The sequence below is a fragment of the Streptomyces sp. NPDC002076 genome (genome assembly GCF_053593835.1).
The window spans coordinates 864,060-883,744 of record NZ_JBSFDI010000001.1 but is presented as its reverse complement, the minus strand read 5'-3'; the positions used below and the strand labels follow the sequence as shown (position 1 = coordinate 883,744).

19 protein-coding genes and 1 rRNA gene are annotated in these 19,685 nt (G+C 70.1%); 16 read left to right on the top strand and 4 right to left on the bottom strand.

All coding sequences use genetic code 11. From position 1 onward, the window contains the following. The first annotated feature begins 157 nt into the window (after positions 1 to 157). The 10 genes from rrf (at position 158) to ACWCQS_RS04175 (ending at position 8,169) form a co-directional block, all read left to right on the top strand. A 5S ribosomal RNA gene (gene rrf / locus ACWCQS_RS04220) occupies positions 158 to 274 on the top strand. A gap of 59 nt (positions 275 to 333) precedes the next feature. Further along, a complete protein-coding gene (locus tag ACWCQS_RS04215; RefSeq protein WP_451002990.1) occupies positions 334 to 978 on the top strand; it encodes an HAD family hydrolase in 645 nt (214 codons plus the stop codon). A 93-nt stretch (positions 979 to 1,071) separates the two neighbouring features. After that, positions 1,072 to 1,812, top strand: a complete 741-nt coding sequence (locus ACWCQS_RS04210) for a VC0807 family protein (protein ID WP_451002989.1) — start codon at positions 1,072 to 1,074, stop codon at positions 1,810 to 1,812. A gap of 82 nt (positions 1,813 to 1,894) precedes the next feature. Continuing rightward, entirely contained in the window at positions 1,895 to 3,127 is a 1,233-nt protein-coding gene (locus tag ACWCQS_RS04205; RefSeq protein WP_451002988.1) for an MFS transporter, read from the top strand. Next, positions 3,078 to 4,250, top strand: coding sequence for an acetoin utilization protein AcuC (locus tag ACWCQS_RS04200; protein ID WP_451002987.1), 1,173 nt, complete (start codon positions 3,078 to 3,080; stop codon positions 4,248 to 4,250). The genes ACWCQS_RS04205 and ACWCQS_RS04200 overlap by 50 nt, the downstream gene beginning before the upstream one ends. Positions 4,251 to 4,360: 110 nt before the next feature. Continuing rightward, the gene (locus ACWCQS_RS04195) at positions 4,361 to 5,176 is read left to right on the top strand and encodes a phosphatase (RefSeq protein ID WP_451002986.1); all 816 of its coding nucleotides are present in this window, start codon (positions 4,361 to 4,363) and stop codon (positions 5,174 to 5,176) included. A 129-nt stretch (positions 5,177 to 5,305) separates the two neighbouring features. Continuing rightward, positions 5,306 to 5,518 (top strand): helix-turn-helix domain-containing protein, encoded by a 213-nt coding sequence (locus tag ACWCQS_RS04190; RefSeq protein WP_159045602.1) that lies wholly within the window; start codon positions 5,306 to 5,308, stop codon positions 5,516 to 5,518. 147 nt (positions 5,519 to 5,665) lie between these two features. Further along, positions 5,666 to 5,764 (top strand): 30S ribosomal protein bS22, encoded by a 99-nt coding sequence (locus ACWCQS_RS04185; RefSeq protein ID WP_003948845.1) that lies wholly within the window; start codon positions 5,666 to 5,668, stop codon positions 5,762 to 5,764. A 227-nt stretch (positions 5,765 to 5,991) separates the two neighbouring features. Beyond that, positions 5,992 to 7,053 (top strand): NAD-dependent epimerase/dehydratase family protein, encoded by a 1,062-nt coding sequence (locus ACWCQS_RS04180; RefSeq protein WP_451002985.1) that lies wholly within the window; start codon positions 5,992 to 5,994, stop codon positions 7,051 to 7,053. Between the two features lie 24 nt (positions 7,054 to 7,077). After that, on the top strand, positions 7,078 to 8,169 hold the full coding sequence (locus ACWCQS_RS04175; protein WP_451002984.1) for a lysophospholipid acyltransferase family protein: 1,092 nt from the start codon (positions 7,078 to 7,080) through the stop codon (positions 8,167 to 8,169). A gap of 130 nt (positions 8,170 to 8,299) precedes the next feature. On the opposite strand, the gene ACWCQS_RS04170 is transcribed toward ACWCQS_RS04175, so the two are convergent. From ACWCQS_RS04170 to ACWCQS_RS04160, 3 genes are all read right to left on the bottom strand, one after another. Beyond that, positions 8,300 to 9,532, bottom strand: coding sequence for a DUF5667 domain-containing protein (locus tag ACWCQS_RS04170; RefSeq protein ID WP_451002983.1), 1,233 nt, complete (start codon positions 9,530 to 9,532; stop codon positions 8,300 to 8,302). Between the two features lie 235 nt (positions 9,533 to 9,767). Then, entirely contained in the window at positions 9,768 to 10,553 is a 786-nt protein-coding gene (locus ACWCQS_RS04165) for an ECF subfamily RNA polymerase sigma factor, BldN family (RefSeq protein WP_451002982.1), read from the bottom strand. A gap of 323 nt (positions 10,554 to 10,876) precedes the next feature. Then, positions 10,877 to 11,803, bottom strand: coding sequence for an HAD family hydrolase (locus ACWCQS_RS04160; protein WP_451002981.1), 927 nt, complete (start codon positions 11,801 to 11,803; stop codon positions 10,877 to 10,879). A 127-nt stretch (positions 11,804 to 11,930) separates the two neighbouring features. Here ACWCQS_RS04160 and ACWCQS_RS04155 point away from each other — a divergent pair, with 127 nt between their 5' ends. The 6 genes from ACWCQS_RS04155 to ACWCQS_RS04130 all read left to right on the top strand — a co-directional run bounded on the left by ACWCQS_RS04155 (position 11,931) and on the right by ACWCQS_RS04130 (position 18,485). Beyond that, the gene (locus ACWCQS_RS04155; protein ID WP_451002980.1) at positions 11,931 to 12,212 is read left to right on the top strand and encodes a glutaredoxin family protein; all 282 of its coding nucleotides are present in this window, start codon (positions 11,931 to 11,933) and stop codon (positions 12,210 to 12,212) included. A 280-nt stretch (positions 12,213 to 12,492) separates the two neighbouring features. Beyond that, positions 12,493 to 13,257 (top strand): redox-sensing transcriptional repressor Rex, encoded by a 765-nt coding sequence (locus ACWCQS_RS04150; protein WP_450982901.1) that lies wholly within the window; start codon positions 12,493 to 12,495, stop codon positions 13,255 to 13,257. After that, positions 13,254 to 14,942, top strand: coding sequence for a glutamyl-tRNA reductase (locus ACWCQS_RS04145; RefSeq protein ID WP_451002979.1), 1,689 nt, complete (start codon positions 13,254 to 13,256; stop codon positions 14,940 to 14,942). Before ACWCQS_RS04150 ends, ACWCQS_RS04145 begins: the two co-directional genes overlap by 4 nt. Then, a complete protein-coding gene (gene hemC, locus ACWCQS_RS04140) occupies positions 14,939 to 15,898 on the top strand; it encodes a hydroxymethylbilane synthase (protein ID WP_451002978.1) in 960 nt (319 codons plus the stop codon). The genes ACWCQS_RS04145 and hemC overlap by 4 nt, the downstream gene beginning before the upstream one ends. Beyond that, positions 15,895 to 17,607 (top strand): uroporphyrinogen-III synthase, encoded by a 1,713-nt coding sequence (locus ACWCQS_RS04135; protein ID WP_451002977.1) that lies wholly within the window; start codon positions 15,895 to 15,897, stop codon positions 17,605 to 17,607. The genes hemC and ACWCQS_RS04135 overlap by 4 nt, the downstream gene beginning before the upstream one ends. Before the next feature lie 197 nt (positions 17,608 to 17,804). Beyond that, on the top strand, positions 17,805 to 18,485 hold the full coding sequence (locus tag ACWCQS_RS04130) for a hypothetical protein (RefSeq protein ID WP_451002976.1): 681 nt from the start codon (positions 17,805 to 17,807) through the stop codon (positions 18,483 to 18,485). 45 nt (positions 18,486 to 18,530) lie between these two features. Here the strand turns inward: ACWCQS_RS04130 and ACWCQS_RS04125 are convergent, their stop codons facing one another. Beyond that, positions 18,531 to 19,523 (bottom strand): phospholipase D-like domain-containing protein, encoded by a 993-nt coding sequence (locus tag ACWCQS_RS04125; RefSeq protein ID WP_451002975.1) that lies wholly within the window; start codon positions 19,521 to 19,523, stop codon positions 18,531 to 18,533. Positions 19,524 to 19,685 lie beyond the last annotated feature (162 nt).

Below are 19,685 nucleotides of genomic sequence, written 5' to 3'. Positions count from 1 at the left end.
GTTGATAGGCCGGATCTGGAAGCCAGGTAACTGGTGGAGGTGACCGGTACTAATAGGCCGAGGGCTTGTCCTCAGTTGCTCGCGTCCACTGTGTTGGTTCTGAAACCACGAACAGCCCCGCCATCCGATGGCGGTCCGGTTGTCAGTTTCATAGTGTTTCGGTGGTCATAGCGTGAGGGAAACGCCCGGTTACATTCCGAACCCGGAAGCTAAGCCTCACAGCGCCGATGGTACTGCAGGGGGGACCCTGTGGGAGAGTAGGACGCCGCCGAACAATTCTTGGGAAAGGCCCACGCCGGATGGCGTGGGCCTTTCTGCGTTTAGGGTTGGCCCATGCGCTATGACCTGATCATCTTCGACAACGACGGGGTGCTCGTCGACAGCGAGCCCATCTCCAACCGGCATCTGGCCGCCTACCTGACCGAGTTGGGGCACCCGACGTCGTACGAGGACTCCATCCGGGACTACATGGGTTCCGCGATGCACCGGATCCATGAGCTCGTGCTGGAGCGGACCGGTCAACGGCTGCCGGACGATTTCGACGACGTCTTCCACGCGCGCGTGTTCGCCGCGTTCGAGCGGGAGCTGCAGCCCGTGGCCGGTGTGGCCGGCGTACTGGAGAAGCTGGCCGCGGACGGGGTGCCGTACTGCGTGGCCTCCTCGGGGAGTCATGCGCGGATCCGGGTCGGGCACCGCACGACCGGGCTCGACCGGTGGTTCGCGGAGGACCGGATCTTCAGTTCCGAGGACGTGGGGCGTGGCAAACCGGCGCCCGATCTCTTCCTGTACGCGGCGGAGCGTATGGGGGTGGCGCCGGAGCGGTGCCTGGTCGTGGAGGATTCGCCGCTGGGCGTCCAGGCGGCCGTGGCGGCCGGCATGACCGTCTACGGGTTCACCGCGATGACACCGGCGGCCAAGCTGGCGGCCGCCGACCAACTCTTCTCCTCCATGGGAGAGTTGGCCGACCTGCTGGTTTGACGAAAGCCATCGCCCGGTGCCTGACAATTGTCATGCGGACGTCCGGACGATCGTTTCTACTGGCGCACCCCGGGTGGCGGCGAAGCTGAGGGCATGACGAAGAACACGGGGACCCAGGGCCGGACCGAGCAGCGGCAGAAGCAGGAACCGAGCGTGCTGGCCAACTTCAGGCCGCTTCTCCTGGACGTGGCGGTGCCGCTCGGTTCGTACTACCTCTTCAAGGACGCGTTCGGGATGAGCACCTTCGCCGCCCTCGCCTGGAGCAGTGTGGTGCCGGCGCTGAGGACCGTGTGGAGCCTGGTCAAGGAGCGGAGGACCAATGCTCTGGCGGGCCTCATCCTGGTCGTCAACGTCGTCTCGCTCCTGCTGAGCTTCGTGTCCGGTGACCCGCGGCTGATGCTTGCCAAGGACAGCGGGGTCAGCAGTGTCGTCGCCTTCGGCATCCTCGTCTCCGTCCGGCTGGGCAAGCCGATGATGACCGCGGGCATGAAGCCGTTCCTGGTGAAGGGCGACGCGGCAAAGGAGGCCGCCTGGGAGCGGCTCGTCTCCGGGGCGTCGGACCGGTCCGCGGCCTTCCGGAGCAAGGAGAGGGCGTTCTCGGTCGTCTGGGGGCTGGTGCTGCTCGCCGAGTGTGTCGCCCGGGTTGTGGGTGCGTACACCATTCCCGTGGACACGATGGTGTGGCTCGGCAGTGTCTTCCTCGTCGGCGCGATGGTGATCGGATTCGTGGTCGGCGGCGGCCTGGCCGTGGAGCCGATGGAGAAGATGCTCAACGCCGAGGTCGAGGCCGAGGTGGCCAAGGCCGGGACACCCGGGGTCCCTGTCGCCGCCTGAGCCCCCGCTCGGGTAAAGCTGAGGGAAATTCATCTTTGGCCGGATCTACCCACAGGTAGCCCGGGGCCCTACGCTCGCCGCCATGACTGATGTGCTGCGGCGCGGTAGGGCCTCGCTGGCGTTCAGCTTCTTCGCCCAAGGCGCCACCTTCGCCCTCCTGGTGACGCGCATCCCGGCCATCCAGGACCGGTACGGCGTCTCCGACGCGCTGCTGCCGGTCTTCCTGGCCGCCGTACCGATCCTCGCCGGTGTCGGCAGTGTGACCACCGAGCAGCTGGTGAGGCGAATACGGCCCAGCCGGCTGCTGCGCTGGTCCCAGCCGGTCGTCCTGCTGGCGCTGCTCGGCGCCGGGGCGGGCGGGCACATGGCGGAGCTGGCGGTGGCGCTGGGCGCGTTCGGGCTGGCCGTGGGTGCGCTGGACGCGTCCATGAACATGCTCGGGGTGAGCCTGCAGCGGTCGTACGGGCGCAGCATCATGCTCAGTTTCCATGCCGCGTACAGCCTGGGCGGGATCCTGGGGGCCTCGCTGGCGTGGGTCGGTGCGCACTGGCATCTCGCGCTGTGGGTGTCGTATCTGCCGGTGGTGGCCGCGCTGCTGCCGGCGGCGCTCGTGGGGAGCCGGTGGTACGTCGACGGGGATCCGGCGCCGGTGGGGGAGGGCCAGGACCAGGGGCAGGGCACCGGTGTCGTCTTCAAGCTGCTGCTGCCGCTCTGCCTGGTGATGACCTTCGCCTACATCGGGGACTCGACCGTCTCCAACTGGAGCGCGAAGTATCTGAAGGACGTGCTGGGCAGCTCGGAACAGCTGGCGACGGTGCCGTACAACGTGTACATGGTGACGACGTTGCTGGGGCGGGCCATCGGGGACCTCGGGGTGCGGCGGTTCGGGGCGGTGGCGGTCGTACGGCTCGGGACGCTGGTGGCGGCCGGCGGGTTCGCGGTGGTGGCCTCGGCGCCCGGGGCGTGGGTGGGGATGCTCGGGTTCACGCTGTTGGGTCTGGGGCTGTGCGTGCTGGTGCCGCAGACGTTCGCGGCGGCGGGGCGGCACGCTTTTGAAAATCACGGCCCTGGGGCTTCGGACGCGGCCATCGCGCGGCTGAACATTTTCAATTATGTGGGTTTTCTGATCGGTTCGCCGTTGGTGGGTGCTCTGGGCGATGCCTGGAGCTATCGGGGGGCCATGCTCGTGCCGATGGTGTTGGTGCTGGTGACGTTGGTGTACGCCAGGTCGTTCGCCGCTCAACCGGACCGATACGGTGGCGGGCATGAGCGGCCGCGCACAGCTGATGTGGGACGAGGCAGTAACGGGCTATGACTTCGGCCCGGACCATCCGATGGATCCGGTCCGGCTGGCACTGACCCGGAAACTGGTGGAGGCCTTCGGGCTCGACCGGGAGATGGAGGTCGTCGCTGCCAAGCCGGCCGGGGAGTCGACGCTGCGGCTGGTCCATCGGGAGGACTACATCGACGCGGTGAAGGCCGCGTCGGCCGATCCGGCGTCGGCGAACGGGTCGTACGGGCTGGGAACCCTCGATGATCCGGCCTTCGCCGGGATGCACGAGGTGTCCGCGCTGATCGCCGGGCAGTCGGTGGGGGCGGCGGAGGCGGTGTGGCGGGGGGATGCCGAGCACGCCGTGAATTTCGCGGGCGGGCTGCACCATGCGATGCCCGGGGGCGCCTCCGGGTTCTGCGTGTACAACGACGCCTCGCTGGCCATCGCCCGGTTGCTGGAGCTGGGGGCCGAGCGGGTCGCTTATGTGGATGTCGACGTCCATCACGGGGACGGGGTGCAGGCGGCGTTCTGGGAGGATCCGCGGGTCCTGACCATCTCGCTGCACGAGCATCCCCGTACGTTGTTCCCGCAGACCGGGTGGCCGGAGGAGACGGGTGCCGGGGCCGGTGAGGGGGCGGCTGTGAACCTCGCGCTGCCGGCAGGGACCGGGGACGCGGGGTGGGTGCGGGCGTTCCACGCGGTGGTGCCGGAGTTGCTGGCGGACTTCCGGCCGCAGGTGCTGGTGTCGCAGCACGGGGCGGACACGCACTTCGAGGATCCGCTCGCGCACCTTGCCGTGTCGCTGGACGCGCAGCGGGCGGTGCAGGTGGCGTGCCATGAGCTGGCGCACGAGTACGCCGGGGGGAAGTGGGTCGCGCTGGGGGGCGGCGGGTACGCGGTGGTCGATGTCGTGCCGCGGTCGTGGACGCATCTGGTGGGGATCGCGGCGGGGCGGCCCGTGGCACCCGAGGCGATGATTCCGGAGGCGTGGCGGCAGGAGGTGTTCGCTCGGACCCGGCAGTTCGGGCCGCAGCGGATGACCGATGGGCGGTGGCCGGTGAACTGGGCGTCGTGGGAGTCGGGTTACGACCCCGCGGATCGGCTTGATCAGGCGGTACGGGCCACTCGTCGGGCGGTGTTTCCGCTGCGGGGGCTGCTGCCCTGAACGGACCGGGGGCTCAGCCCAGGAGGCTGGCCTCGCCTCCGTTACGCCAACCGTGCGCACTTGCCGCGTTTGCGCCCCCTCTCCCGCCCCGATGCGTCACCATCGCACCCATGTCGACCGGCGGAGCTCTGCGTGCGCATCTGCTGGCTGTTCGGCTCGCCGGGGAGGTGGGGACCTCTCGGGAGGACAGTCTGCGGAGTTATCGGCTGTTCGCGGCCCGGGATCCCCGGGTGCTGATCGGGCTCGATCCCGAAGGGACTTGGGAGCAGCCGGAGTTGCTTGAGCTGATGGCGCAGAAGTGTGGGGTCTCGGCCGATCCCCGGCACACTTCGGGGCCGGATGTGATCGATCCGGAGCGGACGCTGGCCGCGTTGGATGCCTTCGCGGGGCGGCTCCGGCAGGTGGCCAGGCGTGGCGCGCCCGTGTTGTTCGGGACCGGGCATCCGCAGCGGCTGCTCGGGTTCTACGCCGACTTGGCGGACGCGCTCTCGGCGGCGGGGTGTGACGTGCTCACTCCCGCGCAGGGTCGCTGTGTCGACATATTGACCCGGTTCGGTCTACGTACGTATCACCTCGGCTACACACGGCGGGTTGGGTTGGTGCGGGAAACCGACGACGGGCGCCCGGGTTGTGAGCCGGGCGTGCACAGTCATTCGCCGCTGCCGGTTCGGCTCGTGCTGGAGGCCGCGGCACAGGGCGGTGGGCCGTTGCCCGAACTGGTCGTCGGCGATCATGGCTGGGTCTGCGGTGCTGGTCAGCTGGGGTTCGAGACCATCGGGCTCGCCGACACCGATGATCCGGCGCTGTTCGTGGGGGAGGCGGAGGGACGCGTGTCCGTCGTCGTTCCGGTTGATGACGCCGTGCGGTCTGAGTACTACCGGCCGCTCACCCGCTACGTACTCAAACGAGCGTGTCTGTCACAGTAGGCCTGCGATGGGTGCACCTCTTCCCCACTTGCATCACCCGCCCCTACATTGGGGAGTGAGCACGCAACGACGAAGAGTCACCGGAAGGGGAAGCCGGTGGCCGTCGAGTGCGGAAGGTTCAGGTGTGTCATGGCTGCAGCTGACGAGAGGCCTCTGAACGAGGTCGTGTTCCTTACCGTGGCGGAGGTCGCCTCGGTGATGCGAGTGTCGAAGATGACCGTGTACCGCCTGGTGCACAGCGGTCATCTGCCCGCGATCCGGGTCGGGCGGTCGTTCCGTGTCCCGGAGCAAGCGGTACACGAGTACCTCCGTGACAGCTATGTGGGGGTGGAGACTGCCTGACGGCAACCCCAGGGTGACCCCCGGGTGACCCGGGGTACCCCCCTCGATTACGACCTTGGCGCTCGGTTGGGTAGGCTAGCCCCTCGTAGGTCGTGTGGGCCCATGGCGCCCAAACAACCGAGTGATGAGAAGTGAGCGAGGGTAGTCGTGGGCTCTGTTATCAAGAAGCGGCGCAAGCGGATGGCCAAGAAGAAGCACCGCAAGCTGCTCAAGCGCACGCGCGTTCAGCGCCGCAACAAGAAGTAGGCGGCGTCGCGAGAGCGTGTCACGCGTATCTGTGGCCTCCCATCAGCACTGGTGGGGGGCCACAGGCATATCCGGGGCCAGCTGTCGGGGTAGCAGGCATGCCCGAGGGAACCCGGCATGTTCCGATGAGTGAATTTCCGTCACTTCGTGCATCGGGTGGTCATCACAGCGCAACATCAACCCGCTAGGTTGGCCGTACGCATCACGTACGAGGGAAGGCGCTGATCTTGGGGAAGGTCGTGCTCGTCACCGGAGTGGCCCGGCAACTGGGCGGCCGGTTCGTACGGCGGATCCAGCGGGATCCGGAGGTCGACCGGGTGATCGCCGTGGACGCGGTGCCGCCGGCGCACCATCTGGGCGGTGCGGACTTCATCCAGGCCGACATCCGGCAGCCGACCATCGCCAGGGTGCTCGCCGAGACGGGCGCCGACACGGTCGTCCACATGGACGTGACCGGCACGGCGCTGGGCAGCGGCAACCGTGCCACGGTCAAGGAGACCAACGTCATCGGCACCATGCAGCTGCTCGGTGCCTGCCAGAAGTCGCCGACCGTGAAGCGGCTGGTGGTCAAATCCAGTACGAACGTGTACGGCTCGGCGCCGCGCGATCCGGCCGTGTTCACCGAGACGACCCCGCCGAAGTCGCTGCCGAGCGGCGGCTTCGCGAAGGACGCCGTCGAGGTCGAGGGGTATGTGCGGGGGTTCGCCCGGCGGCGGCCGGACGTCGCCGTGTGCGTGCTGCGGTTCGCCAACATCCTCGGCCCCGCCGCGGACACCCCGCTCGCCTCCTACTTCGCGCTGCCCGTCCTGCCGACCGTGTTCGGCTACGACCCGCGGCTGCAGTTCGTGCACGAGGACGACGTCGTCGAGGTGCTCAGGATCGCCTCGCACGAACCGCGCCGGGGCACCCTCAACAGCGGCACCTTCAACATCGCCGGGGACGGTGTGCTGCTGCTCTCGCAGTGCTCCCGGCGGCTCGGGCGGCCGACCGTGCCGCTGCTGCTGCCGGCGGTTACCTGGGCGGGGTCGCTGGTGCGTACGCTCGGTATGACGGACTTCTCGCCGGAGCAGATCCGGCTGCTCACGCACGGGCGGGTGGTGGACACGGTCCAGATGCGCGACACGCTGGGCTTCACGCCCAGGTACACGACGGCGGAGACGTTCGCGGACTTCGCGCGCGGCCAGGGCCCCGGGCTGGTGCCGCCTCAGGCCCTCGCGGGGGCCGTCGACCGGATCGCCGCGCTGGCCGCGAAGGGCGGCGGCCGGCCCACGACGCACAGCGCCGACTAGCGCCAACCGAGGAGCGCAGCAACGATGGCGGACGCCAAGGTCATTCCGTTCGACGACGACCGGTCCCGCGGGGGCGCGGTGCAGCGCCCGGCGCGGCGCCGGAGCACGGGCAGCCGGCGCGGCGCCCTCGGCGACGCCGGGGCCCGGGAGATGGGTGAGGTCCAGCCTCTGCCGGGCCGGGGCCGGGCACGGGAAGATGGGCCTGTGAGCCGCGAGGAGAAGCCGGAGAAGCCGGAGGAGCCGCTGGAGCGGGCGGGTGCCGATGGGCGCGACGACGGCGGCCTGGAGCGGCGGGTGGCGGCCGGGCTGGCCTTTCTGCGGCGCAGGCTGACCGGGGACTACGACGTCGACGACTTCGGTTACGACGCGGAGCTGACCGACCAGGTCCTGATGTCACTGCTGCGGCCGGTGTACGAGAAGTACTTCCGGGTCGAGGTGAAGGGCATCGAGAACATCCCGGCCGAGGGCGGGGCGCTGATCGTCGCCAACCACTCCGGGACGCTGCCGCTGGACGGGCTGATGATGCAGGTCGCGGTGCACGACCATCATCCGGCCGACCGTCATCTACGGCTGCTGGCGGCCGACTTGGTCTTCGTGCTGCCGGTGGTCAACGAGCTGGCCCGCAAGCTGGGGCACACCCTGGCCTGCGCGGAGGACGCCGAGCGGCTGCTGGCTCAGGGGGAGCTGGTCGGGGTGATGCCGGAGGGGTTCAAGGGCATCGGGAAACCTTTCAGCGAGCGGTACAAGCTGCAGCGGTTCGGGCGGGGTGGCTTTGTGTCGACCGCGCTGCGGCAGGGCGCGCCGATCATTCCGTGCTCGATCGTGGGCGCGGAGGAGATCTATCCGATGATCGGCAACGCGAAGACGCTGGCGCGGGTGCTGGGCTTTCCGTACTTCCCGTTGACGCCGACGTTTCCGTGGCTGGGGCCGCTCGGTGCGATTCCGTTGCCGACGAAGTGGACGATTCAGTTCGGGGAGCCGATTGCGACGGACGGGTATCCGGCGGAGGCGGCCGAGGATCCGATGCTGATGTTCAACCTGACCGATCAGGTGCGGGAGCAGATTCAGCACACGCTGTACAAGCTGTTGGTGCAGCGGCGCTCGGTGTTCTTCTGATTTCTTGCCCACCCGCCCACCCGCCCACCCGCCCACTCCGACTCCTGCGCCTTTCCGGCGCGTTCCGCGGACGAACGCCGGGGGTGCCCCACCTGGGTGGGGCACCCCCGGCGTCGTTGCCGTAACGGCGTCAGTGTGTGTCCTCGCTGTCGATGCCCAGGCCCGGGAGGAGGCCGGGGAGGAGCGGGGGGAGGGTGATGTCGGGGGCGGTGGACGGGGGTTTGCCGGCGGACGGGGCGCTGCTGCCGGTGCCCGTCTTCGGTGGCTCCAGCAGGCCGCCCGTGTCGCCGCCGAGCAGGCCCTCGCCGCTGCTGCCGGTGGCCGAGCCGCTCGGGTCGCCCGGGCGTGCGTGCCGGCCGGAGGGCGGGGCGGTGCCGGCGGAGCTCGGCGCCGTCGACCGGGCGCCGCCGGAGGAGCCGGTGGACGCCGAGCCGGAGCCCCGGTGCTTGCCGTCGCCGCCCTGGGCGGGTGACTGCGGGAGCAGGGACTGCAGCGGGGCGACCTCCTGGTCTATGGCGTCGAAGACCGACGAGACCTGCTGTTTGACGTCCCCGAGCTGCACGGGCAGCTTGTCGCTGAGCGCGGTCCACACCTCGCGGTGGGAGCGGGAGAACGTGGACAGGGCCTGGATGGGGCCCAGGGAGTGGGGGTCGGCCTCATAGGCCTCGTGGAGCAGGCGGTGGCCCTCGGTGACGTCCTGCTGCATGCCGGAGAGCGTGCGGCGGATCTCGCCGATGGACTCGTGGTCGAGGTGGCCGCCGCGGCCGCGCTCCAGCAGCCGGCGGGCCTCGTTGAGCCGGGTGGAGGCCTGGTCGAGGTACGTCTGGCCGCGCTGGTCGTCGCCGTTGGTCAGGTAATTGAGTTTGAAGTCCTCGATGCCGCGTTTGAGGCCGTAGAGGGAGTCACCGGGCAGGGCGTTCGAGCTGGCGGCGGCGACCCCGCCGAAGGCTCCCGCGGCCACGCCCACGCTGAGCCCGCCCGCCGCGAGCCCCTTGGTCAGCCGGGAACGCGGGCGGAGTTTGCCCAGCGGGCTCGCCCGGTGGGCGCCTCGGGACCGGGAAAGGCGTTGTTCCGGTACCGACGCGTCCGCCGCCCCCGTGCCCTCCTTGAGCATGGCCTCCATCGCGGCCACCAGCTGGGCGCGCTGCACGACCTTGACCTCGGGGTCGAGCTGCGGCTTGGGCAGCGCGCCGAGGCCCGTGGCCAGGGCCAGTAGCTCACCCCGCTCGGTCTGCTCCTCGGCGGTCGGCGGAGAACCTGCTGGGCCTACGGACTGCTGGGCCGCCGTGTCCCGGTCGGACTGCTCCTCCAGGGCCTGGGCGAAGGCGTTCGCCCGCCGGTGCGCCGATACGTTCGCGATCACTGGCGGCACCTCCTCTCGTCATGACGGTCGACTCCCCAGGGGGTCCTGAGGGTTGCACGCCCGCGACCACTTCACACGATCGAGCGATCAGGGTCTGCCAGGACGTGACCACAGGGAGCCTGTATCCCGCACAACGAGTGGCGCGGCACTTGGGTTACGGACGGCGGATGCCCGAATCGTGGCGGCAACGGGCTTTCACGGAGCGTGAGTTGAGTGTTGCCGAGAGTTGCCTGGTTCAGCGGGCGTCGTCCGGCAGCAGTCGGGCCAGCGTGCGTACGGCGCGGTACTGGAGGGTCTTGATGGCGCCCTCGTTCTTGCCCATGACGCGGGCGGTCTCGGCGACCGAGAGCCCCTGGAGAAAGCGGAGCGTCACGCACTCCTGCTGCTGCGGGTTGAGCCGGCGCACCGCGTCGAGCAGCGCGGCGTTCGACAGGGACTCCAGGACGGAGTCCTCCGGGGAGCGCTCGACCTCGTTGGCGTCCAGCATCTCGCCGGTGGTGACCTCCAGGCGGAAGCGGCTGGACTTGAAGTGGTCGGCGACCAGGTTACGGGCGATCGTGACCAGCCAGGCTCCGAAGTCGCGGCCCTGCCAGGTGAAGGTGCCGATCCTGCGCAGGGCCCGCAGAAAGGTCTCGCTCGTCAGGTCCTCGGCGGTGGCCCGGCTGCCGACGCGGTAGTAGATGTACCGGTACACCGTGTCGCTGTACTGGTCGTACAGCCGGCCGAAGGCCTCGGCCTCGCCCGCTTGAGCGCGCTCGACCAGATCCATCATCCGGGCGCTGTCGCTGTCGGCGGCCGGGCGGCGGGCGGTGGCGGCGCCGGTGCCGGCGGAGCGGCCGCGCCTGCCCACGGCGGCGCTGCCTTCGGCCAGTGCGTAGCAGGGGCCTACGGGCGCGGCGGCGGCGAAGGCGGGGACGGCGTACGCGGTCGGGGCGAGGCCGCGCAGCGTCTCTTTGACCGCTGCGACGGTTGCGCGCAGCGTAGCCAGGCCCGAGGCGTCAACCCCGACGTGTGGGTACACGGGACTCCCAGAGGCAGAGCTTTCATCACGTGCAGTGCGGGACCGTTCACCCGTCGTAGCGACGGAGGGGTACCGGTTTGCGTCTGAGGAGAATAACGCTTCGTGCAGGCACTGCTACACCGAGTTGCTCAAATCATCGATTGCGTCGCTTCTGTTGCTGATTGACGCCACCTCAAGTGCCGTAGCGTGATCGCTTGTTGACCGAAATCTGGCCGATTTCGGCGAGGTACAGCGCGTGTTGAAGTGGCCGCGGCATAATCCGGGTCCGATGCCGAGGCTGGGTGAGTTCGGGGCGCTGCCGGCTGGGAGGTGCCGCTGAGCCGTTATCGGCGCCGTCGGCTCAGGGCAATGGCCGCCGCAGTGCCACCGGCCACCGCTCCGACCCCCGCCGCCGCCGGGATGCCGACCTTCGCCGCCTTCCGGCCGGTGCGGTAGTCGCGCAGGCGCCAGTCCTTCTCGCGGGCGTGTTTGCGCAGCTTGGCGTCGGGGTTGATGGCGTAGGGGTGGCCGACCAGGGACAGCATCGGGATGTCGTTGTGGCTGTCGCTGTAGGCCGCGCAGCGGGAGAGGTCGAGGCTCTCCGCCGCGGCCAGGGCGCGGACCGCCTCCGCCTTCGCGGGTCCGTGCAGCGGCTCGCCGACCAGCTTGCCCGTGTAGACGCCGTCCACCGACTCGGCCACCGTGCCGAGCGCGCCGGTCAGGCCCAGGCGGCGGGCGATCACCTGCGCGATCTCCACCGGCGCCGCCGTGACCAGCCACACCTTCTGGCCCGCGTCCAGGTGGGCCTGGGCCAGGGCGCGGGTGCCGGGCCAGATGCGGTCGGCCATGTACTCGTCGTAGATCTCCTCGCCGATCGACTCCAGCTCGGCGACCCGGTGGCCCTTGACGATCGACAGCGCCGAGTCGCGCGCGTCCTGCATGTGCTCGGGGTCCTCGACGCCGGCCAGCCGGAACCAGGCCTGCTGCCAGGCGAACTTGGCGAGGTCGCGCGTCTCGAAGAACTTCCGCTTGTACAGGCCCCGGCCGAAGTGGAACAGAGCGGCGCCCTGCATGACGGTGTTGTCGAGGTCGAAGAAGGCAGCCGCCTTCTCGTCCCCGATCACGGGGAACTCCGGTTCCCTGTCGGTGACCTGCGTTTCCTGCGCTTCCTGCGAGGACTTGCGGGCAGCCTCCGCCGAGGCCTCGCCTGCCAACACGCTGCGCGCGGTGGCGGAGCGCCTACGCGGAGTGAGCCATCCGAGAGCGGCCATGTCGTGAGCATAGCCAGTTTGTTCGGTGGTTCCGTCAGTCGCGAGGTTGGATGCGTGTGAACTCTCCGCGACCGGGCCGTTAAAGAGCTGATCCGAAGCGTGCACGGGGCGCGCGACAATGGCCGGTATGAGTCCGCTTTTCCGCCGCAAGGCCGCCCCCGCCGACCCCCGTGACCGGCTCGTCACGCTCATCCGCAAGCCCGGCTGCCATCTCTGCGAGGACGCGCAGGTCGTGATCGAGAAGGTCTGCGCCGAACTCGGCGTGTCCTGGGAGCAGAAGGACATCACCGAGGACCGGGCCCTCCATGACCAGTACTGGGAGCAGATCCCGGTCGTACTGATCGATGGTGAACAGCACACCTTCTGGCGCGTGAACGAGGAGCGGCTGCGCCGGGCACTGACCGACTAGTCCAAACCGGTCGGAAAGTCGCTTAGGATCGACGGCGGTCTGATCTCGGGGGCGGGATTCGTGAGGAGAGTGTGCGGTTTTGCCCCCAGTAACGAAGGAACGTCGGTGCGTATGCACCGGTTCCCGTCAAGGGCGTGAAGGGTGCGTGACCCCGGTCACTTCTGCCGGGCAAATCGGACACCATCTTTGTGCACGCGTTCACAAAGACATAGCCTGCTGTCGACGGGGCGGTCTGGGGACGTATGACCGCCTGCAGCCCCGCTCTACCCGCAGGAGCACCGTGGCAACTGGCCGAACACACCGACCGGCGACCCGTAGCCGAGGGATTCCCGAGGCCACCGTCGCCAGGCTTCCGCTGTACCTCCGAGCCCTGACCGCACTGTCGGAGCGCTCGGTACCCACGGTCTCCTCCGAGGAGCTGGCGGCCGCGGCGGGGGTCAACTCCGCCAAGCTGCGCAAGGACTTCTCCTACCTGGGCTCCTACGGAACGCGCGGTGTCGGCTACGACGTGGAGTATCTCGTCTACCAGATCTCCCGTGAACTCGGCCTGACCCAGGACTGGCCGGTTGTGATCGTCGGTATCGGTAACCTCGGCGCCGCCCTGGCCAATTACGGCGGGTTCGCCTCCCGTGGTTTCCGGGTGGCCGCGCTGATCGACGCCGATCCCGCGATGGCCGGAAAGCCCGTCGCCGGTATCCCGGTGCAGCACACCGACGACCTGGAAAAGATCATCAAGGACAACGGGGTGTCCATCGGCGTCATCGCCACTCCCGCCGGTGCCGCCCAGCAGGTCTGCGACCGGCTCGTGGCCGCCGGGGTCACCTCCATCCTGAACTTCGCGCCGACCGTGCTGTCCGTCCCGGACGGCGTCGACGTGCGCAAGGTCGACCTCTCGATCGAACTCCAGATCCTCGCCTTCCACGAGCAGCGCAAGGCAGGCGAGGAGACCACGGCCGGTGACGTCGGCTCGCTGCCCGCCACCGCGCACGACGCGTCCGCCGACCAGGGGCCCGACGGGGACGTACCCGCCGTGATGCCGGCATGAGTCTCCTCGTTGTCGGGCTGAGCCACCGCAGCGCCCCGGTCAGCGTGCTGGAGCGGGCCGCGCTGGGCGCGGACGCCCAGATCAAGCTGCTGCAGGACACGGTCGCCGCCGAGCCGGCCACCGAGGCCGCGGTGCTCGCCACCTGCAACCGCATCGAGCTGTACGCCGACGTGGACAAGTTCCACGCCGGTGTCGCCGAGCTGTCCACGCTGCTCGCCCAGCACAGCGGCGTCGGCCTGGAGGAGCTCACCCCGTACCTCTACGTGCACTACGAGGACCGGGCCGTCCACCACCTGTTCTCGGTGGCCTGCGGCCTGGACTCGATGGTCGTCGGCGAGGGGCAGATCCTCGGCCAGATCAAGGACTCCCTGGCCAAGGCGCAGGAGCTGCACAGCGCCGGCAAGCTGATGAACGACCTGTTCCAGCAGGGCCTGCGGGTCGGCAAGCGCGCCCACTCCGAGACCGGCATCGACCGCGCCGGGCAGTCCCTGGTCACCTTCGGCCTGGAGCAGCTGGCCGTCGGCGGATCCGTCGAGGACTGGGCCGCGGGCAAGAAGGCGCTGGTCATCGGCGCCGGTTCGATGTCCTCGCTGGCCGCAGCCACGCTCGCGCGGGCCGGGGTCGCCGAGGTCGTCGTCGCCAACCGCACCTTCGAGCGCGCCGAGCGGCTCGCGCAGATACTGGCCGAGGCCGACGACAACGCGGTGACCGCCCGCGCGGTACGGATGGACGCCGTGCCGGACGAGCTGACACGTGCCGACGTCGTCGTCTCCTGTACCGGCGCGACGGGCCTGGTGCTCACGGCCGAGGCGGTCGCGCAGGCGGTCGAGGGCCGCACCGGCGCCCCCGTCGCCGACACGGGTCTCACGGCCGTGAAGGCGGGGAAGACCCAGACCCCGCTGCCGCCCACCACCGTCGGCGCCGACGAGAACTGCCCGCTCGACCTGGCCGCCGTGCAGCCCGGCTTCTCCCTCATGGGCGAGGCCGCCGTGGCGGGCATGGACGCGGCCACCCTGGAGCAGCACGCGGCCTGGGCCGCGGGCAGAACGATCGACCGCCCCGGCCGCCGTGCCCCCGAGGCGGACGCCGAGCTGATCGCCGCGCTCGCCGCGACCGCCGCGAGCGTGGGCCGGATCCCCGAGCGGCGCAGGCCGGAGCCGCCGGCCGAGCGCCCGGCGCCCTCCCTCTTCCTGCTCGACCTGGCCATGCCCCGGGACATCGACGCGGCCGTGCACCGGCTGGCCGGGGTGCGGCTCGTGGACATCGAGTCGCTGGCGGAAGCCTCCGCCGACGCACCGATGGCGGCCGATGTGGACCAGGTCCGGCGTATCGTCTCCGACGAGGTCGCGGCCTTCGGCGCGGCACAGCGGGCGGCGCACATCACGCCGACCGTGGTCGCGCTGCGCACCATGGCCGCCGACGTCGTCGCCAGTGAGATCGCGCGGCTCGACGGCCGCCTGCCCGACCTGGACGAACGCCAGCGCGGCGAGATCCGGCAGGCCGTGCACCGGGTCGTCGACAAGCTGCTGCACGCGCCGACCGTACGGGTCAAGCAGCTCGCGGCCGAGCCCGGCGGCGCCGGGTACGCGGACGCGCTGCGCACCCTGTTCGACCTCGACCCCGAGACGGTCGCCGCCGTCTCCCGGGCCGAGGACAGCACAGACAAGAAGGACCGACCGGCATGACTGAGAAGGCACTGAGGCTGGGGACCAGGCGCAGCAAACTCGCCATGGCCCAGTCCGGGCAGGTGGCGGAGGCCGTCCACCGGGTGACCGGACGGCCCGTCGAGCTGGTCGAGATCACCACGTACGGCGATGTCTCCCGCGAGGCCCTCGCCCAGATCGGCGGCACCGGTGTGTTCGTCACGGCGCTGCGCGACGCGCTGATACGGGGCGAGGTCGACTTCGCGGTTCATTCGCTCAAGGACCTGCCGACCACGCAGCCCGATGACCTGGTCCTGGCCGCCGTACCGGTGCGCGAGGACCCGCGGGACGTGATCGTCGCCCGGGACGCACTGAAGTTCACGGACCTGCCGCGCGGGGCGCGCATCGGCACCGGTTCCCCGCGCCGCATGGCGCAGCTGAACGCGTACGCCCGCGCCCACGGCCTGGACATCGAGACGGTCCCGATCCGCGGCAACGTCGACACCCGGATCCGGTACGTCCACGACGGCGAACTCGACGCCGTCGTACTGGCCGCCGCCGGACTGAACCGGATAGGCCGGATCGACGAGGTGACCGACTTCCTGTCGGTCGACACGGTTCTGCCCGCCCCCGGCCAGGGGGCACTGGCGATCGAGTGTGCCGCGGACAACGCGGACCTGATCGCCGCGCTCGGCGAACTCGACGACCCGTTCACACGGGCCGCCGTGACCGCCGAACGGTCACTGCTCGCCGCCCTGGAGGCCGGCTGCAGCGCCCCTGTGGGCGCGCTGGCCGACTTGCTGGCCGACGGGCAGTTTGTCAAGGAAATGCGCCTGCGCGGCGTCGTCGGCACGACCGACGGCACCCGCATGGTGCAGCTGTCCACCACCGGTCCCGTGCCCCAGACGCACGACCAGGCGTTGGCACTCGGTCGCGACCTTGCCACCGAGATGCTCGCCCAGGGCGCGGCCGGTCTGATGGGGGAGCGAGCACATTGAGCCCCACCGCCCTTCCTGCCGCCGGTCCGGAACACGGGCACGTCACCTTCCTCGGTGCCGGACCCGGAGATCCGGGACTGCTGACTCTGCGCGCCGTGGAGGCGCTGTCGAACGCGGACGTCCTGGTCGCCGAGCACGAGGTGCTCGACGTGATCCGGACGCACGCCCGACAAGGCGTCTCCGTCGTACGGACGGACGCAGACCCTTCTTCGGTCTCGCCGCCGGGCACGGGCACGCCCCAGCTGACGGTCGTTGACGGCACGTCAACAACCGCCGCTGTCCCGGCCGCTGCCCGGGATGCCGCTCATCTTGTCATGGAGGCTGCGCGGGGCGGCAGGCGGGTCGTCCGTGCGGTGTCCGGGGACCCGGGACTTGATACGTACGCGGCCGAGGAAATGCTCGCCTGCGCCGCCGCCGGGGTGCCCTTCGAGGTGGTCCCGGGTGTCGCGGCGGCGGTCGGTGTGCCCGCGTACGCCGGTGTGCCGCTGCGGGACGCCGAGGGCGCGGACGTCCGGTTCGTGGACGCCCGTACGGCCTCCGACCGGTGCTGGACGGAGGTGGGCGCCTCGGACGGCACGGTCGTCGTCTCCACGACGCTGGACTCCGTGGCCGCGGCGGCGGGAGAGCTGGTCTCGGCGGGCCGCAAGCCGGACACCCCGCTGACGGTGACGATCGCCGGTACGACGACACGCCAGCGCACCTGGGCGGCGACGCTCGGCACGATCGCGCAGACCCTGAAGCAGGCGAAGGTGCTGCCCTCCCCGGACGGCGGCCGGCCGGTGATAGCCGTGGTCGGTGAGCGTTCCACCGCCGCCCGGCGCGACCAGCTGTCGTGGTTCGAGTCCAAGCCGCTGTTCGGCTGGAAGGTGCTCGTGCCGCGCACGAAGGAGCAGGCGGCGTCGCTCTCCGACCAGCTGCGGTCCTACGGCGCGGTGCCGCACGAGGTCCCGACGATCGCGGTGGAGCCCCCGCGCACCCCGCAGCAGATGGAACGTGCGGTCAAGGGCCTGGTCACCGGCCGCTACGAGTGGATCGCCTTCACGTCGGTCAACGCGGTGAAGGCGGTGCGGGAGAAGTTCGAGGAGTACGGCCTCGACGCGCGTGCCTTCGCGGGCATCAAGGTGGCCGCGGTGGGCGAGCAGACGGCCAAGGCGCTGGTCGCCTTCGGCGTGAAGCCGGACCTGGTGCCGAGCGGCGAGCAGTCGGCCGCGGGCCTGCTGGAGGACTGGCCGCCGTACGACCCGGTGTTCGACCCGATCGACCGCGTGTTCCTCCCGCGGGCCGACATCGCCACGGAGACGCTGGTCGCCGGCCTCATCGAGCTGGGCTGGGAGGTCGACGACGTGACCGCCTACCGGACGGTCCGCGCCTCGCCGCCGCCGGCCGAGACCCGCGAGGCGATCAAGGGCGGTGGCTTCGACGCCGTTCTCTTCACGTCGTCGTCCACGGTCCGGAACCTGGTCGGCATCGCGGGCAAGCCGCACAACGTGACCGTGATCGCCTGCATCGGCCCGGCCACGGCGAAGACGGCCGAGGAGCATGGCCTGCGGGTGGACGTCATGGCCCCGGAGCCGTCCGTCCACAAGCTGGCCGAGGCGCTGGCCGACTTCGGGCTGAAGCGGCGCGCCGTCGCGCTGGAGAACGGGGACCCGGTGACGCGGCCCAGCGAGCGGCGGCCGGGGGCGCGCCGGCGTCGTACGACGACCTGAGGCGCCAGGGGGCTCCGCTTGCCTGCCCACCCTCCAGCCGACCGAGTCGGGTGGAGGGTGGGCCGCTGAATCACTCCTTTCGTAACTCCGCGTCTGCGATGCTGATCGGCATGGGTGAGGGAGATCGGGGGCGGCGTGCGGATGCTGCCTCCTGGATACGGCGGCGTGCTGCCGCGATGGTGTTGACGTGTGTTGGGGTGGGAACCGCCGTTCTGCACGTCCTGGAACCCGGTCTCAAGATCGACGGCATCACGGTGATGCTGCTGGTGGTGGCCGCGGTGCCGTGGCTCGGAGAGCTGTTCCGCAGTATCGAGGTGCCGGGTCTCGGAAGGATCGAGTTCCGGGAGATCGAGCGCAGGATCGAGGCCGTCCAGCGGACGGCGAACGCGGCTCTCGTCGGGGACGGCCCCGAGGGCGGGGCCGTGGACGACACCGAGGCCTGGGACGCGGTCAGGGAACTCGCCGCCGAGTACGTGAAGATACGTCTTGAACTGCCCAGCGGCCGGGCGCGGACCCGCCGGATGGACCAGGTCTTCGCCCGTCTGGTGCGCGCGACGCAGCGCGTGCGGGACTTCGACGCGGGCGCGTTGCTGGGATCCCAGGACGCCGGACTGCGGCTGGCCGCCTATGCGCGCCTGTATGCGCTGCCCGAGCCCGAGGTGCTGGACGCGTTGGTCGACGCGGTGACCGGCGAACCGCTCCCCTTCAACCAGTACTGGGGGCTGCAGGCCCTCGGGAGAGGTGTGGAGGACGTGGGAGCGGAAAATGTTCCGTTCGGTGTGGTGCGGCGCTTGGAGGACTGCCGTTCCCGGATGCGGCGCGCCCCCGACCGGGTCGAGCTGATCGATCGCATCCTCGAGGATCTCGGTGAACGCTGAGCGGCAGGCGGGTGCCAGACGGCATCTGCCTGCCGCTCGCGCCCGTCAGGCCGTCGTGCCGCCCGCGTAGTCGCTGTTGAACGTCGTCTCGATCGTCTGGGCCACCGGTTCGGCCACGCCCGTGCCGGTGAGGATGATGCCGAGCTCCCGGTTGTTGCTCAGGGAGTTGCTGCTGATGTTCATGGAGCCGGCCTCGACCTCCTGGGTGGACAGGCCGTAGTCGGCGACCATGGCCTTGGCGTGGATGTAGAAGCCGTTGGGGTCGGAGTAGCCGACGACCGTGCCGCCGGCGGCCTTGATGGCGGAGACCTGGCTGGAGTAGCTGGAAGGATTCTCCAGGACCACGCGGACCTTCACGCCGGCCTTGGCGCGGGCCACGATCGCGTTGACCACCGTGCTGTCGCTGAACTCCAGCTCTTCCACGTCCAGGCTCTTGGTCGCGGAGTTGATGAAGGACACCAGGCGGTTGCGGGAGTCGTTGGGGGACCACAGCAGGTGGTCGCCGTCGGTCGGGGTGACCGAGGTCGCCGTGTAGTCGGCGTTGAAGACCTTCTCGATGGCGGCGACATCGCGCGTGTCGTCGGTGAAGACGCCGTAGTCGCGGCTGGTCGTGTAGTACTGCGCCGTCAGATTGCCGGTCATGACCAGGGACTTGACGCCGTCGACGGTGATCGTCTTCTGGTGGGTGTAGACGAAGGCCGAGGACGACCAGACCACGCCTATGCCCGCGTTCTTCAGGGACGTGTACGCCGAGTTGTTGGCGCTCTGGTGCTGGCGGTCGAGGATGACCCGGACGGTGACGCCCTTGTTCTTCAGGGCTATGAGGTCGTTGACGGCCGTGGTGTCCTCCAGCTCGTACATGGTCATGTCGAGCGTGCTGGTGGCCGAGTCGATGAAGTCGTAGATCGTCGGCTGGCTGCCGGTCTGGGAGAAGGCGAAAGCCGAGTAGCTCGCGGCGTTCGCAGGGACGGCCGTGGCGACGACGGCGGCGCCGGCGGTCAGGGCGATGGCCGCGCGGGTGAGGACCTTCCGCAGCATGCGTGACTCCTAGGCTCACGGGCGAGGAGGGGTGGCGCGGGCATGACACCACGCGCGTAGAACGCTGGGGAGGCGCGCGGATCGAGGGATCGCCAGGAGAGCGCAAAGACTTCGTATGACGGCGCCGGTTTGCCCGTGAATGGGCTCGCTGTGGGGTGCCTA

What these genes read in the sequence shown, in the direction of transcription:
- ACWCQS_RS04215 (WP_451002990.1), top strand. Translation starts at nt 334, where the DNA reads ATGCGCTATGACCTGATCATCTTCGACAACGACGGGGTGCTCGTCGAC.
- ACWCQS_RS04210 (WP_451002989.1), top strand. Translation starts at nt 1,072, where the DNA reads ATGACGAAGAACACGGGGACCCAGGGCCGGACCGAGCAGCGGCAGAAG.
- ACWCQS_RS04205 (WP_451002988.1), top strand. Translation starts at nt 1,895, where the DNA reads ATGACTGATGTGCTGCGGCGCGGTAGGGCCTCGCTGGCGTTCAGCTTC.
- ACWCQS_RS04200 (WP_451002987.1), top strand. Translation starts at nt 3,078, where the DNA reads ATGAGCGGCCGCGCACAGCTGATGTGGGACGAGGCAGTAACGGGCTAT.
- ACWCQS_RS04195 (WP_451002986.1), top strand. Translation starts at nt 4,361, where the DNA reads ATGTCGACCGGCGGAGCTCTGCGTGCGCATCTGCTGGCTGTTCGGCTC.
- ACWCQS_RS04190 (WP_159045602.1), top strand. Translation starts at nt 5,306, where the DNA reads ATGGCTGCAGCTGACGAGAGGCCTCTGAACGAGGTCGTGTTCCTTACC.
- ACWCQS_RS04175 (WP_451002984.1), top strand. Translation starts at nt 7,078, where the DNA reads ATGGCGGACGCCAAGGTCATTCCGTTCGACGACGACCGGTCCCGCGGG.
- ACWCQS_RS04160 (WP_451002981.1), bottom strand. Translation starts at nt 11,803, where the DNA reads ATGGCCGCTCTCGGATGGCTCACTCCGCGTAGGCGCTCCGCCACCGCG.
- ACWCQS_RS04155 (WP_451002980.1), top strand. Translation starts at nt 11,931, where the DNA reads ATGAGTCCGCTTTTCCGCCGCAAGGCCGCCCCCGCCGACCCCCGTGAC.
- ACWCQS_RS04145 (WP_451002979.1), top strand. Translation starts at nt 13,254, where the DNA reads ATGAGTCTCCTCGTTGTCGGGCTGAGCCACCGCAGCGCCCCGGTCAGC.
- hemC (WP_451002978.1), top strand. Translation starts at nt 14,939, where the DNA reads ATGACTGAGAAGGCACTGAGGCTGGGGACCAGGCGCAGCAAACTCGCC.
- ACWCQS_RS04125 (WP_451002975.1), bottom strand. Translation starts at nt 19,523, where the DNA reads ATGCTGCGGAAGGTCCTCACCCGCGCGGCCATCGCCCTGACCGCCGGC.